Annotated in this window: 12 protein-coding genes and 1 pseudogene; 4 read left to right on the forward strand and 9 right to left on the reverse strand. The window is 71.5% G+C overall.

Annotated elements, in window-relative coordinates; translation table 11 throughout:
* Window positions 1–327 (reverse strand): NAD(P)-binding protein (locus tag O3Q52_RS35015; protein ID WP_269652667.1); only part of this gene is annotated, 327 nt, incomplete at its 3' end.
* Between the two features lie 301 nt (window positions 328–628).
* The gene (locus O3Q52_RS35020; RefSeq protein WP_269652668.1) at window positions 629–1,525 is read right to left on the reverse strand and encodes a TIGR01777 family oxidoreductase; all 897 of its coding nucleotides are present in this window, start codon (window positions 1,523–1,525) and stop codon (window positions 629–631) included.
* 94 nt (window positions 1,526–1,619) lie between these two features.
* On the opposite strand from O3Q52_RS35020, the gene O3Q52_RS35025 reads away from it, so the two are divergent.
* Window positions 1,620–2,108, forward strand: a complete 489-nt coding sequence (locus O3Q52_RS35025; protein ID WP_269652669.1) for a GNAT family N-acetyltransferase — start codon at window positions 1,620–1,622, stop codon at window positions 2,106–2,108.
* Window positions 2,109–2,166: 58 nt separating this feature from the next.
* Here the strand turns inward: O3Q52_RS35025 and O3Q52_RS35030 are convergent.
* A pseudogene (locus tag O3Q52_RS35030) lies at window positions 2,167–2,463 on the reverse strand (TetR family transcriptional regulator); the annotation flags it as partial.
* Window positions 2,464–2,888: 425 nt separating this feature from the next.
* Window positions 2,889–4,073: a MarP family serine protease gene (locus O3Q52_RS35035; protein ID WP_269652670.1), complete on the reverse strand. Its 1,185-nt coding sequence runs from the start codon at window positions 4,071–4,073 to the stop codon at window positions 2,889–2,891.
* Between the two features lie 264 nt (window positions 4,074–4,337).
* Between O3Q52_RS35035 and O3Q52_RS35040 the strand changes: the two genes are divergently transcribed.
* Window positions 4,338–5,204, forward strand: a complete 867-nt coding sequence (locus O3Q52_RS35040) for a peptidoglycan recognition protein (RefSeq protein ID WP_269652671.1) — start codon at window positions 4,338–4,340, stop codon at window positions 5,202–5,204.
* Window positions 5,205–5,343: 139 nt separating this feature from the next.
* Window positions 5,344–5,607 carry a hypothetical protein gene (locus O3Q52_RS35045; RefSeq protein ID WP_269652672.1) on the forward strand — a complete coding sequence of 88 codons (264 nt, stop codon included), beginning with the start codon at window positions 5,344–5,346 and terminating at the stop codon, window positions 5,605–5,607.
* Between the two features lie 69 nt (window positions 5,608–5,676).
* On the opposite strand, the gene O3Q52_RS35050 is transcribed toward O3Q52_RS35045, so the two are convergent.
* The gene (locus tag O3Q52_RS35050; protein WP_189838530.1) at window positions 5,677–6,195 is read right to left on the reverse strand and encodes a DUF4240 domain-containing protein; all 519 of its coding nucleotides are present in this window, start codon (window positions 6,193–6,195) and stop codon (window positions 5,677–5,679) included.
* 122 nt (window positions 6,196–6,317) lie between these two features.
* On the opposite strand from O3Q52_RS35050, the gene O3Q52_RS35055 reads away from it, so the two are divergent.
* The gene (locus tag O3Q52_RS35055) at window positions 6,318–7,289 is read left to right on the forward strand and encodes an SDR family oxidoreductase (RefSeq protein ID WP_269652673.1); all 972 of its coding nucleotides are present in this window, start codon (window positions 6,318–6,320) and stop codon (window positions 7,287–7,289) included.
* A 17-nt stretch (window positions 7,290–7,306) separates the two neighbouring features.
* On the opposite strand, the gene O3Q52_RS35060 is transcribed toward O3Q52_RS35055, so the two are convergent.
* From O3Q52_RS35060 to O3Q52_RS35075, 4 genes are all read right to left on the reverse strand, one after another.
* Complete coding sequence (locus O3Q52_RS35060; RefSeq protein ID WP_269652674.1) at window positions 7,307–8,287, reverse strand: YafY family protein; 981 nt, start codon at window positions 8,285–8,287, stop codon at window positions 7,307–7,309.
* 152 nt (window positions 8,288–8,439) lie between these two features.
* Complete coding sequence (aceE, locus tag O3Q52_RS35065; protein ID WP_269652675.1) at window positions 8,440–11,145, reverse strand: pyruvate dehydrogenase (acetyl-transferring), homodimeric type; 2,706 nt, start codon at window positions 11,143–11,145, stop codon at window positions 8,440–8,442.
* Window positions 11,146–11,437: 292 nt separating this feature from the next.
* Window positions 11,438–12,076: a GntR family transcriptional regulator gene (locus O3Q52_RS35070; RefSeq protein ID WP_143631160.1), complete on the reverse strand. Its 639-nt coding sequence runs from the start codon at window positions 12,074–12,076 to the stop codon at window positions 11,438–11,440.
* A gap of 377 nt (window positions 12,077–12,453) precedes the next feature.
* The coding region (locus O3Q52_RS35075) for a 2-oxo acid dehydrogenase subunit E2 (RefSeq protein WP_269652676.1) at window positions 12,454–13,357 on the reverse strand (904 nt) is incomplete at its 5' end.

A 13,357-nucleotide genomic window follows, 5' to 3' on the forward strand; every position in this document is an offset into this window, starting at 1 on the left:
CCGTGCGCCCCCGGCGCCTGCGGGTTCGCCGGCCCGGTGGACGCGGCCGTCGGCGTGGACGAGCACGCCGGGGGCGAACGGCCGCAGGGCGAGCCTGTCGAGGCCAGAGGTCAGCCGCAGCTCGGGATAGGACGTGGAGAGGAGCTGGCCGATGCGGTCGAGACGGAAGCCGTCGACCTTCTCGGTCGTCATACGGCCGCCCACGTAAGGGGCGGCCTCCAGGACTACGGTCGTTACACCTGCGCTGTTCAGCCGATGGGCGGCCGCGAGTCCGGCGACTCCGGCTCCCACGATGACGACGTCCGCCTGATACGCGGGCTCAAGCACGTGCCCCTCCCCGAGGTCGCGTGACTGCTGGGAACGTGATGCCCCCAACGGGCTCCAGGAATACCCGAGTTCGGCACGAGGGTAGGGCCGCCGACGGCCAGGGGAACTCGCGCACGAACAGGGCACGGTCGCACGCAGGTCGCATGGGTCGGTCCTGCCGGCCGGGGACTATGCCCGCGCCCCGTGCCCCGTGCCCCGTGCCCCGTAAGGGGCGCGGGGCTGTGTCGATATGCGGCTCCGCCGCGTGGGCGCGACCAGCCCCCACCGGCCCGCAGCTACATGACCGCAGCCGGGCGGAGCGCTACCGAACCGCCCTGATCGCCTCCTCGATCCCCGGAAACGCAAAAGTGAACCCCGACTCCAACAGCCGGGTAGGCACCACCCGTTGGCTCCCCAGGACCTCCTGCGCCATATCCCCGAGCACCAGCTTCAGCACAGGCGCGGGCACCGCGAAGACGGCGGGCCGGTGCAGCACGCGCCCCATCGCGGCCGTGATCTCCCGGTTGGTGAGCGGCTCAGGAGCCGTCAGGTTGAACGGGCCGGACAGCGACTCGGAGTCGATCAGATACCGCAGCGCGGCCACGTGGTCGTGCAGCGCGATGTAGCTCCAGTACTGCCGCCCGTTGCCCATCCGCCCGCCGAGACCCGCCTTGAAGAGCGGGAAGAGCCGCCCCCAGGCGCCGCCCTTCGCGGCCACCACCAGGCCGGTGCGCGCGAAGACGGTCCGTACGCCCGCCTCCTCCGCGGGAGCCGCCGCCTCCTCCCATTCGACGCACAGCGAGGGCAGGAACCCGATCCCGGGAGGCGCGCTCTCGTCCACGGCCCGCTCGCCGGTGTCTCCGTAGATGCCCATCGCGCTGCCGTTCAGGAAGACCTGCGGCGGCCGGTCGAGCGAGGCGACGGCCTCCGCCAGCGTGGCCGTGCCGAGCAGCCGGCTGTCCCGGATCTTCCGCTTGTACTCGTCCGTCCAGCGGTGGTCGCCGATGCCGGCGCCCGCGAGGTTCACCACCGCGTCGCAGCCGACGAGCCCCGCCGCGTCGACGTACTGCCGTTCGGGGTCCCACTCGACCTCGTCCTTCGCCCGGGGCGTACGGCGCACCAGCCGCACCACCTCGTGCCCGTCGGCGGTCAGCGAGCGCACCAGGGCGCTGCCGATGAGGCCGGACGCACCGGCCACGGCGATTCGGGAAGTCTCCATGGCCCCATCCTCCGCCAGCCACCCCGGGAGAGGTGCGCCGAGGGGTGTCCGGCACACCGGACGGCGCCGCGGGCGCCGGTCGTAAAATCACGCCATGCCCGAGCCGTCCATACGCACCGCCCGGCCCGACGACGAAGAGGCCCTGGGCCGTCTCGACCGCGCGATCTGGTCCTATCAGCACGCCGTCAGACCCCAGGAACAGCCGCCGTACGACCCCTTCTTCAACGAGCGCTTCGGCCCCCGCGACCACCTGGTGGCGGAGCTGGACGGGCGCGTCATCGGCTATGTACGGCTCGGCTTCCCCACCCCGCTCGTCTCGAACGCGCACGTACGGCAGATCCAGGGCCTCGCCGTCGACGAAGAGGCACGCGGTATCGGCGTGGGGCGGGCCCTGATCCGCGCGGTCGTCACCGAGGCCCGCCGCCAGGGCGCCCTGCGGATCACTCTGCGCGTCCTCGGCCACAACACCCCGGCCCGCCAGCTGTACGAGTCGGAGGGCTTCGTGATCGAGGGGATCCAGCCGGGGGAGTTCTACCTCGACGGGGAGTACGTGGACGACGTACTCATGGGGCGCGGCCTCTGAGCCCGAACGGACCGCGGTCTGAGTGATCCTTCGATCCTCAGCCCGGCCCTTCCGCGGATCAGCCCTTCCGCGGCTCCGCCAACAAACCCATCCCGCCCGTCAGTTCCCGCAGACAGTGCACCGCCAGCTCCGCGGGTGAGCCCGGGCCCTCGACGTCCGCGTCCGACTCTGCCCAGGTCTCCAGGGCGACCCGGATCGCGTCCGTGGCGGCCGCGGCGGCGAGGCGGATCTCCAGCGGGTCGGCGCCGTCGCCCGCCAGCCGCGCCACCAGGGGGATGAGTTTGTCCTCGGACTCCTGGTTCACGCGGTACCAGACCGCGCGCAGAGCCGGGTCCTCGGCGGACGCCCGCAGCAGCGCCCGGCGGGCCGCTGATCTTGGCGAGCAGCGGCCCGTCCCGCGCGTCCTGCTTGCTGCGGAATTGGCGTCCTCGTCCGCGTGGGCGATTACGGTCCGTACCACGATGTGGCACCACCTTGGGTTCCTGCTTCGCAGGCCCCTGCCGCTCCCCGAGGGGTGTGGTCTTACCCGGGCCTCCACAGGCGTTACTTCCCGCCCACCCGGCGGTAGGTCCGACAACTCGTTTACCGGACAAGCTGAATGTGCGGTGTCATCGAGCTCTTCGGGGTGCCGCAGGGCGATTTGCGCCGCACGTTCACCGGGAAGGGGAGTGCTCGGGGCAAGTGTTCGGTAACCCCTAAGGTGAGAGGTCCGCCATGGCCCCCTGCACGGACGGCGGAATCCGCTTCTGAGGCTCGGGAGCCGCCCGTGCGGTTCCGGGCTCAGGAGGTGACGAGGTCGCCCGTGTCCACCGCTGCCTTGGCCTTCGCCGCGCGCTGCGCGTCGGCCGCGACCTCGTCGGCGGTCAGCACGTAACCCGTCTCGTTGTCGCTCGTGGAGCGGGCGAAGACGACGCCGTAGACCTTGCCGGTGGTGGTCAGCAGCGGGCCGCCGGAGTTGCCGGGGCGGACCGTGGAGCGGATCGAGTAGATCTCGCGGGTCACCGGGTCGGAGCCGTAGATGTTCTGGCCCCTGGCGTTGATCTTGTTGGCGACGGTGGCCGCCTGGAGGTCGAGGCCGCCGTCCTCCGGGTAACCCGCGACCACGGCCGCGTCGCCGCGGGTCGCGCTGTCGTCGAAGGGCAGCACGGGCGCCTTCAGGCCCGGCACGTCGAGTACGGCCACGTCCTTCTCCGGGTCGAAGAGGACGACCCTCGCCTCGTACGCCTTGCCCGTGCCGCCCACGCGGACGGTCGGCTCGTCGATGCCCGCCACCACGTGCGCGTTGGTCATCACGTGCTCCGGCGCGTACACGAAACCGCTGCCCTCGCGGCCCTGGGTGCCGACCGAGCCCTCGACCTTCACGGTGGAGCGCTGGGCGGCCCGGGTGGCGGCCGCGGTGACGCTGTCCCCGGAGGGCTTGGCGACGCTCGCCGCCGGCTCGTTCTCGAAGGGGTTGAAGACCTGCGGGAAGCCCGCCTCCGTGAGCGCCGAGGTGGCCCGGGAGAACCAGGCCGGGGTGGCGTCCGGCATCGAGTCCTGCACCGCGCCGAGCAGCGCGGAGTTACGGATCGACGAGGTGACCACGGGCGAGGCGGACGCGCCGAGGACGCTCGCGGCGACCCACGCCACCAGCATCACGGCGACCGCGTTGGCCGCCGCGCCGCCCACGCCGTCGACCGTGCGCAGGGGACCCCGGTCCAGTTCGCGCCGGAGCTTCACCCCCAGCCGGCCCGCCAGCTCGTGGCCCGCGGCGGCGGGCAGCAGCACCGTGAGCACCGCCGTGACCGTCGCCGCAGTGGTCCCCGGTTCCACCAGGTCCATCATCCAGGGCAGCACCCATACGCCGATCACGGCACCGCCCACGAAGCCGGCCAGCGACACACAGCCCGCGACGAGCCCGCGCCGGTAGCCGGACGCCGCATAACCGAGGATCACCAGCAACAGCAGGATGTCGAGCAGGTCCACGGAGCTCCCTTTCTCTTGGGTCTCCTAGTACGTGCCAGGAGGGCCCAGTGATCAGGTACGCGCACGTGGAAACCGGCCATCCGGCACGCGTGCGTGGACCTGTAGAAACGTCTCGGACCGGGACGTTGGTTCCACCGGGTGGCACAGCACACATCGCGGACGGCCCGACTGTCCCGGAGAGTGGATCCCATGTGCGCCCATGGAACCCCTCCGCCACACCGCGCCCGTGGCGCGCTGCGGGTGGTTCGCGCACGGTGGCGAAGGGTGCTCCGGCGGACCGGGCCCGAAGCCGACGGCGACACCGGGCCCCGTTCGTCCACCGATACCGGGCCCCGTCCGTCCGCCGATACCGAGCCGCGTCCTTCGGCCCTGGCCCGCATACCCCGGCCCGCGCGCATCGCCCTCGCCTGTGTCCCCGGCCTGGTCGCCGTCACCGGTCTCGTGCTGTGTGCCGTGGGGGTCGACCGCACGCCGGGTGAGGCCAGGCGTCCCGTCGCGGCGCGGGCCGCCGCGGGGCACCAGGCCGCCCGGCCCCCCATCGTGCCGAGAGAACGCTGGCTGGCCGACGCCGCCTACACCCGGCCGCCGACCCGGTACGCCGGCCGCGTGACCGCCGTGTTCGTGCACCACACCGACTCGCCGAACGACTACGACTGCGCCGACGCTCCCAAGATCATCCGCTACCTGTACGCGGGACAGGCCGGGGTCCGGCACTGGGACGACATCGGCTACAACTTCCTCGTCGACCGCTGCGGCACGATCTACGAGGGCCGGGCGGGCGGCATCGACCGCGCCGTCGTCGGCGCGCACACCCAGGGCTTCAACGTGGGCACGGCGGGCATCGCCGCGATAGGAACCTTCACCGCGGGCGTGCCGGTCCCCAAGGCCATGACCGACGCCATAGCGGCCGTCGCCGCCTGGAAACTCGGCCTTGTGGGCATCGACCCGCGAGCCCCGGTGCGGCTCGTCTCCACCAACAGCCTGAGCAGGTTCCCGGCCGGCACCCGCGGGACCTTCACCGCCGTCTCCGGCCACACCGACGGCTACTGGACCGCCTGCCCGGGCGCCGCCCTGATGGCCCGGCTGCCCGAGATCAGGGAACACGCGGCCCAACTCCAGGGCAGGCGCTAGGGGCCTGCGCCCTTCCGTCAGGCTCCCGCCCGCCCCGCCGCTCCCCGTCACGCCTCACAGGTACGCCACAGGCGGCTCACGGATCACCCCGAGCCACGCCTTCTAGCGTCGAGGCACGCACTGACCGGAGGTGGGGATCATGAGCAGTCGCAAGGAGCAGCAGACCCGGGGGACTTCGCTGTGGGCACGGGCCGCACGCAGCCCGTGGACCGTGGCCTGTGTGGTGGCAGCCGTGGTGGTGGGGCCGTCCGCCGTCACCGCGTCCGCACTGGACCGGGCGAACGCGGCGCCGCCGCTGAGCGGACGCAAGGACGGCTCGCCCACGGCAGCCGCCTGGCCCGCCGCCGTGGTCGCCCCCGCGCACCAGATCCGTACGGCGGGCCCGCGCGGCTCCTCCTGGTGAGACGGGCTCTCCCGGTGAAGAGGGCTCTCCCGGTGGGACTGCCCGTCGGTCCGCTGCTGGGACCGCCCGTCAGTCCGCGAACCGGTCCCACAGCTGGGGGAAGCGCTCCGCCAGCTGTGCCTGGTTCTCCAGGTCAAGCGCGGTGCCCAGCGGCTCGGGCGGCGCCGCCGGAATGCCGAGGTCCGGGGCGACCGTGCCGGTGAGCTGTTCGTACGCCTCGTCCGCCGCGTAGCCCAGTTCCTCACCGTCCCCGTCGACCTCGTCGTCGAAGTCCGTGAGCAGCTCGGCGAGCTTGTCGGGATCGTGCACGGCGGCCTCGTACACCTCCCGGCCCTGGCCGATGAGCCAGCAGCGGAAGAAGTCGAAGGCGTCGTCGCTGGCCCCGTCGAGCAGGATCCAGGCCGCGCCCCACAGGTCCCACATGTACGCACGGTTGTAGCGGGCCTCGAAATGACGGGCGAAGTCCAGGACCATCTCGGGGTCCAACTGGACGAGCCGCTCCACGAGCAGGTCGGCCTGCTCCTCGGGGTCGCCCTCGGCGGCCTCGCGGGTCGCGTCCACCAGCTCCCAGAACTCCGTCTCGTCCATCACGGGACAAGCATCGGGCCTCGACCCGGCCCGCGCACCCGGGGACAGGCAGATCGTTATGCGCGCACATGCCCACGGAAAGTCCGACAGCAGATGTCGGTATTCGGCGCGATGCTCGGACCATGGAGACGACAGCACAGACCTCAGCGCAGCAGTCCGCCCCGCAACTGAAGGGAAAGGTCGCCCTGGTCGGCGGTGCCACACGCGGCGCCGGACGGGCCATGGCGGTGGAACTGGGCCGCGCCGGAGCCACCGTGTACGTGACGGGACGCACGACACGCGAGCACGTCAGCGAGGTCGGCCGGACCACCGAGACCATCGAGGAGACGGCCGAACTGGGCGACGAGGCCGCGGGCGCCACCGGCCGGGGCATCGCCGTCCCGACGGACCACCTGGAGCCCGGCCAGGTACGCGCCCTCGTCGGCCGCATCGACCGCGAGCAGGGCCGCCTCGACATCCTCGTCAACGACATGTGGGGCGGCGACGTCCTCCTCGACTGGTCGGCGGAGAAGCAGCCCGACATGTGGGACATGGACCTCGACAAGGGGCTGCGGATCATGCGCCTCGGCATCGAGTCGCACGTCATCACCAGCCACACCGCGCTGCCGCTCCTCGTCCGCAACCCCGGCGGGCTGCTCGTCGAGGTCACCGACGGCACGGAGGAGTACAACCGCCGCTACCGCAAGCCGTTCTTCTACGACCTCGCCAAGACCACCCCCATCCGCATGGCCCACGACCTGGGGGAGGAGCTCAAGGAGCACGGTTGTACGGCGGTCTGCCTGACTCCGGGCTGGCTGCGCTCGGAGGCGATGCTCGACACCGCCTTCAAGGTCACCGAGGAGAACTGGCGGGACGCCTGCGCGCACGTCCCGCACTTCGCGATCTCCGAGACGCCCACCTACGTCGGACGGGCCCTGGTCGCGCTCGCCGCCGACCCCGACGCGGCCCGCTGGAACGGACAGTCGCTCTCCAGCGGCGGCCTCGCCCAGGAGTACGGCTTCACGGACGTCGACGGCTCGGCGCCCGACGCATGGCGCTACATGATCGAGGTGGAGTCACAGGGCAAGCCGGCGGACGTCACGGGCTACCGGTAGCCCGCGGCGCCGAGCCTTCACCCCTGCGCGTCGTAGTAGGCCGCAGTCCTGGCCGCCGCCTCGGCGAAGCGTTCACGGAGTTCGGACGGCTCCAGGACCTCCACCTCGGGGCCGAGGGAGAGGAGCTGGGTGTACGCCACGTTGTGCGACTCGACCGGCAACGTGACCGTCACCCGGCCCGCGTCGTCGGGCGGGTCGGCCACGGCCAGGGCCTCCTGCGCGGAGAGCGGATCGACGGTGTGCTTCAGCCGCCGCGCGCCCGCCTCGGTGAGCCGCACCACGACCGTCGCCCGCAGGAGCGAACGCGCGAACTGGGCCGACCGCTCCGCCCAGAAGCCCGGCAGGTCGAACCCCTCGTCGCGGCTGAAGCGCTCGTCGCCGGACTCGACCGACGTGAACCGGTCGATGCGGTAGACGCGGAAGGACCCGGGATCGGTGACGCGGGCGCACACGTACCAGACGCCCGCCTTGAGGATGAGCCCGTACGGCTCCAACTCGCGCTCCACATCGGTCTCCTGGCGCCGGTAGCGCGCGGTGATCCGACGGTCGTCCCACACCGCCTCCGCGACCGCGGGCAGCAGCTCGGGCGTCTTGGGCTCGGCGAACCAGGCGGGGGCGTCCAGGTGGAAACGCTGGGACGCGGTGCGGGAGGCGTCCTTGAGGGAGGGGAGGAGGGCCGCGGACACCTTGAGCCGGGCGGCGGAGGCGGCGTCCTCCAGGCCCATCTCCCGGAGCGCGCCGGGCACGCCCGAGAGGAACAGGGCCTCGGCCTCGCTCCTGGCGAGCCCGGTCAGCCGGGTCCGGTACCCGCCGATCAGCCGGTACCCGCCGGCCCGGCCGCGGTCCGCGTACACCGGGACGCCGGCCTCCGACAGGGCCTGCGCGTCCCGGGTGATCGTCCGCTCCGACACCTCCAGCTCCCGAGCGAGCTCGGCGGCGGTCATCGACGGCCGGGACTGGAGCAGCAACACCATCTTGATGAGCCGGGCAGCACGCATGCGTTCATTTTGCCGGGTGGGCGAGTGCGGGCCCGGTGGGGGCCGATCGCGCAGTTCCCCGCGCCCCTAAAAGATGAAAAGCCAGGGGCGCAGCCCCGCTTTTCAGGGGCGCGGGGAACTGCGCGACCAGCCACAGCCCACCGGCAGCCGAACTACAACCCGTACCGCTCCCGCGCTTCCTTCACCGCAGACGCCGGCACCTCGCCGCACCGAGCAAGCTGCGCCAACGCCGCCACGACGATCGACTGCGCGTCGACACCGAAGTGCCGGCGAGCGGCCTCACGGGTGTCGGACAGGCCGAACCCGTCCGCACCGAGCGACGAGTAGTCCTGCTCGACCCACTGCGCGATCTGGTCGGGCACCTGCCGCATGTAGTCGGAGACCGCGAGGACGGGCCCCTCGGCACCCTGCAGCGCCTGACGGACGTACGGCACCCGGTCCTCGCCGCGCAGCAGCGCCGCGTCGGCCTCCAGGGCGTCGCGCCGCAGCTCGGTCCAGGACGTGGCGGACCAGACGTCCGCGGCCACGCCCCACTCCTCGGCGAGCAGCCTCTGCGCCTCCAGGACCCAGTGGATCGCCGTGCCGGAGCCCAGCAGCTGGATGCGCGCGGCGTTGGCGGCGTTGACCTGGACGCCGGCCGACTCCGCCGTGTTGAAGCGGTAGAGGCCCTTGACGATGCCCTCGTCGATACCGAGCCCCGACGGCTTCGCGGGCTGCGGGATCGGCTCGTTGTAGACGGTGAGGTAGTAGAAGACGTTCTGGTCCTCGCCGGGCGCGGCCTCGCCGTACATCCGACGCAGACCGTCCTTGACGATCGTCGCGACCTCGTAGGCGAACGCCGGGTCGTACGACAGGGCGGCCGGGTTGGTCGCCGCGATGACCGGCGAGTGTCCGTCCGCGTGCTGCAGGCCCTCGCCCGTCAGCGTCGTGCGGCCGGCCGTGGCGCCGACGAGGAAGCCGCGGCCGAGCTGGTCGCCGAGCTGCCACATCTGGTCGGCCGTGCGCTGCCAGCCGAACATCGAGTAGAAGATGTAGAACGGGATCATCGTCTCGCCGTGCGTGGAGTACGCGGTGGACGCGGCGATGAAGTCGGCCATCGAACCGGCCTCGGTGATCCCCTCGTTGAGGATCTGGCCGTCCTTGGCCTCCTTGTAGTACATCAGCTGGTCGCGGTCGACCGGCTCGTACGTCTGGCCCTTCGGCGAGTAGATGCCGAGGGACGGGAAGAGGCTCTCCATGCCGAAGGTGCGCGCCTCGTCGGGGACGATCGGCACCCAGCGCTTGCCGGACGTCTTGTCGCGGACCAGGTCCTTGACCAGGCGCACGAAGGCCATGGTCGTCGCCACGTTCTGCGAGCCGGAGCCCTTGTCGAAGGCCGCGAACGCCTTGTCGGCGGGGGCGGGCAGCGGGGCGACCGCGTGCGTACGGCGGGCCGGGGCCGGACCGCCGAGGGCCGCGCGGCGCTCCTGGAGGTAGCGGACCTCGGGGGAGTCGGCGCCCGGGTGGCCGTAGGGGACCACACCGTCGACGAAGTCGCTGTCCTTGATGGGCAGTTCGAGCAGGTCACGCATCTGCTTGAACTCGTCCGTCGACAGCTTCTTCATCTGGTGGTTGGCGTTCTTCGACGCGAAGCCCTCGCCGAGGGTGAAGCCCTTGACCGTCTGCGCGAGGATCACGGTGGGCGCGCCCTTGTGCTCGACGGCCGCCTTGTAGGCCGCGTACACCTTGCGCGCCTCGTGACCACCGCGCGAGAGGTGGAAGCACTCCAGGATCTTGTCGTCGCTCAGCAGCTTCGCCAGCTCGACGAGAGCCGGGTCGGCGCCGAAGAAGTCCTGGCGGATGTAGGCGGCGTCACGGGTCTGGTACGTCTGCACCTGCGCGTCCGGGACCTCACGGAGACGGCGGACCAGGGCGCCGGTGGTGTCGAGCCGGAACAGCTCGTCCCAGGCGTTGCCCCACAGCGACTTGATGACGTTCCAGCCGGCACCGCGGAACTGGGCCTCCAGCTCCTGCACGATCTTGAAGTTCGCGCGGACCGGGCCGTCGAGGCGCTGGAGGTTGCAGTTGATGACGAAGGTCAGGTTGTCCAGACCCTCGCGGGAGGCGAGTGCGAGTGCCGCCGTCGACTCCGGCTCGTCCATCTCGCCGTCACCGAGGAAGGCCCAGACGTGCGACTGGGACACGTCCTTGATGCCGCGGTTGGTCAGATAGCGGTTGAAGCGCGCCTGGTAGATCGCCGACAGCGGGCCGAGGCCCATCGACACCGTCGGGAACTCCCAGAGCCACGGCAGGCGCCGCGGGTGCGGGTACGACGGGAGGCCGTTGCCGCCCGCCTCCTGGCGGAAGTTGTCGAGGTGCGTCTCGTTCAGCCGGCCGTCGAGGAAGGCGCGGGCGTAGATGCCGGGGGAGGCGTGGCCCTGGATGTAGAGCTGGTCGCCGGACCCGTCGGCCTCCTTGCCCTTGAAGAAGTGGTTGAAGCCGGTCTCGTAGAGCCAGGCCGCGGAGGCGAAGGTGGCGATGTGGCCGCCCACGCCGTGTTTCGCGCCCCGGGTCACCATCGCGGCCGCGTTCCAGCGGTTCCACGCGGTGATCCTGCGCTCCATCGCCTCGTCGCCGTCCACGGTGGGCTCGGCGGCGGTCGGGATGGTGTTGACGTAGTCAGTCTCGAGGAGCTTGGGCAGCGCTAGGCCGTTGCCCTCGGCACGCTCCAGCGTGCGCCGCATCAGGTACGCGGCACGGTGCGGCCCGGCCGCCTTGGTGACGGCGTCCAGGGAGGCCTGCCATTCGGCGGTCTCCTCCGGGTCACGGTCCGGGAGCTGGTCGAGCTCGCTCGGCTGGATTGCGGTGGGGTCGGTCATTGCGCCGCCTCCCGGATGCGGAGGGGGGTTCCCTCGTCGGCAAGGGGTTTTCGGGGGTGCCCTTGGTCTTTGGCAGGACAGGGCGGCAGGCTCTGGTGGGAGCCCGCCGATGACTGTAACTCGCTGATCGATGATCGATCAAAGGGTTGAAGGGCAAAACCTCTTGATCGCGAGAAAGTAGGCACGGGGTGTCTCGGTGCAGGGCACCGCGTGCCTTGTCTTCGCAGGTGAGGGTACTTCTGAGCGGGCTTGTGCTCCGGTGTTCCGGCCCATCGCCGCGCGGCGGGCGTGGCTAGGAAGGCTCGCTGCCCGTCCTCGGCGCGCAGCCCAGTACATGCGCCTTCACCAGCTCCGCGATCAGCGGGTCCCGGCGGCGGAACGCCTCCACCAGCGCCTCGTGCTCCTCCGCGTACGACTGCTGGACCGTGCCCAGCCAGCGGATCGACAGGGCCGTGAAGACCTCGATGCCGAGGCCCTCCCAGGTGTGCAGCAGCACGGAGTTGCCCGCGGCGCGCACCAGCTCGCGGTGGAAGGCCACCGTGTGGCGGACCTGGCCGGTGCCGTCGGCCTTGCGGTCGGCCTCGTACAGGGCGGTGACGTGCGGTTCGAGCGACGAGCAGTCGGCGGCCAGCCGCTCGGCGGCCAGCTCGGCCGCGATGGCCTCCAGACCGGCCCGCACGGGGTAGCTCTCCTCCAGGTCCGCCGCGGTGAGATTGCGTACGCGTACGCCCTTGTTGGGGGCCGACTCGATCAGGCGCAGCGACTCCAGCTCGCGCAGGGCCTCCCGCACGGGGGTCTGGCTGACCTCCAGCTCGGTGGCGATCCGGCGCTCCACGATCCGCTCGCCCGGCTTCCAGCGACCGCTGACGATCCCCTCCACGATGTGCTCGCGGATCTGTTCGCGGAGCGAGTGGACGACGGGCGCGGTCATTGAAGCTCCTTGGGTAGGGGCGCTCCGGCCCCGAGGGCGTTGACTTCTAGACAATAAGGCCGGGTCCGGCGTGGGGAGAGGTGCCGGGGGCGCTTTCGTGCAGGTGAGACGAGACTTACACGCGCTGCTCCGCTGAGGGTGGGCGCGTGAGGGGGTGGGTGCTGCGGTGGTTTGGCGGGTGCGGGTCCGTTGTGGCTGGTCGCGCAGTTCCCCGCGCCCCTGAAAAGCGGGGCTGCGCCCCCGGCTTTTCATCTTTTAGGGGCGCGGGGAACTGCGCGACCAGCCCCCACCGGCCCGCAGAGTGACCCCAACGCAAAGGGCCCCCGCCCGGAAAACCGGGCGGGGGCACCTCGTCGTGCGATGTGGCGGGGGCGGAACTACAGGCCGAGCTCGACCTCGAACTCGCCCGCCTCCAGGATCGCCTTGACCGCCGTCAGGTAGCGGGCGGCGTCGGCGCCGTCCACCAGGCGGTGGTCGTAGGAGAGCGTCAGGTAGGTCATGTCGCGGACGCCGATGACCGTACCCTCCTCCGTCTCGATGACCGCCGGACGCTTGACCGTGGCGCCGATGCCCAGGATCGCGACCTGGTTCGGCGGCACGATGATCGTGTCGAAGAGCGCGCCGCGCGAGCCGGTGTTCGAGATCGTGAAGGTCGCACCGGACAGCTCGTCCGGAGTGATCTTGTTGGCCCGGACCTTGCCCGCCAGGTCGGCGGTGGCCTTCGCGATGCCGGCGATGTTGAGGTCGCCCGCGTGCTTGATGACCGGGGTCATCAGGCCCTTCTCGGAGTCCACCGCGATACCGACGTTCTCGGTGTCGAAGTAGGTGATCGTGCCCTCTTCGACGTTGATCCGGGCGTTGACGGCCGGGTGGGCCTTCAGCGCCTGGGCCGCCGCCTTCACGTAGAACGGCATCGGGGAGAGCTTGACGCCCTCGCGGGCCGCGAAGGAGTCCTTCGCCTGGCCGCGCAGGCGCATCAGCCGCGTGACGTCGACCTCGACGACCGAGGACAGCTGGGCCTGCTCGTGCAGGGCCTTGACCATGTTGTCGCCGATGACCTTGCGGATGCGGGGCATCTTCACGGTCTGGCCGCGGAGCGGGGAGGCCTCCAGGGTCGGGGCCTTCTTCGCGGTGCTCGGGGCGGCCGCGGCCGGAGCCGGGGCTGCCGCGGCGGCCTTCGCTGCCTCGGCGGCGGCGAGGATGTCCTGCTTGCGCCCCTCCTCGCCGTCCTCCCCCGGCGCATACATGACCTTCTTGGAGCAGTGGTGCGGGGAGAGCAGC

The sequence above is a fragment of the Streptomyces sp. ActVer genome, assembly GCF_027270795.1.
Lineage (GTDB): Bacteria > Actinomycetota > Actinomycetes > Streptomycetales > Streptomycetaceae > Streptomyces > Streptomyces umbrinus_A.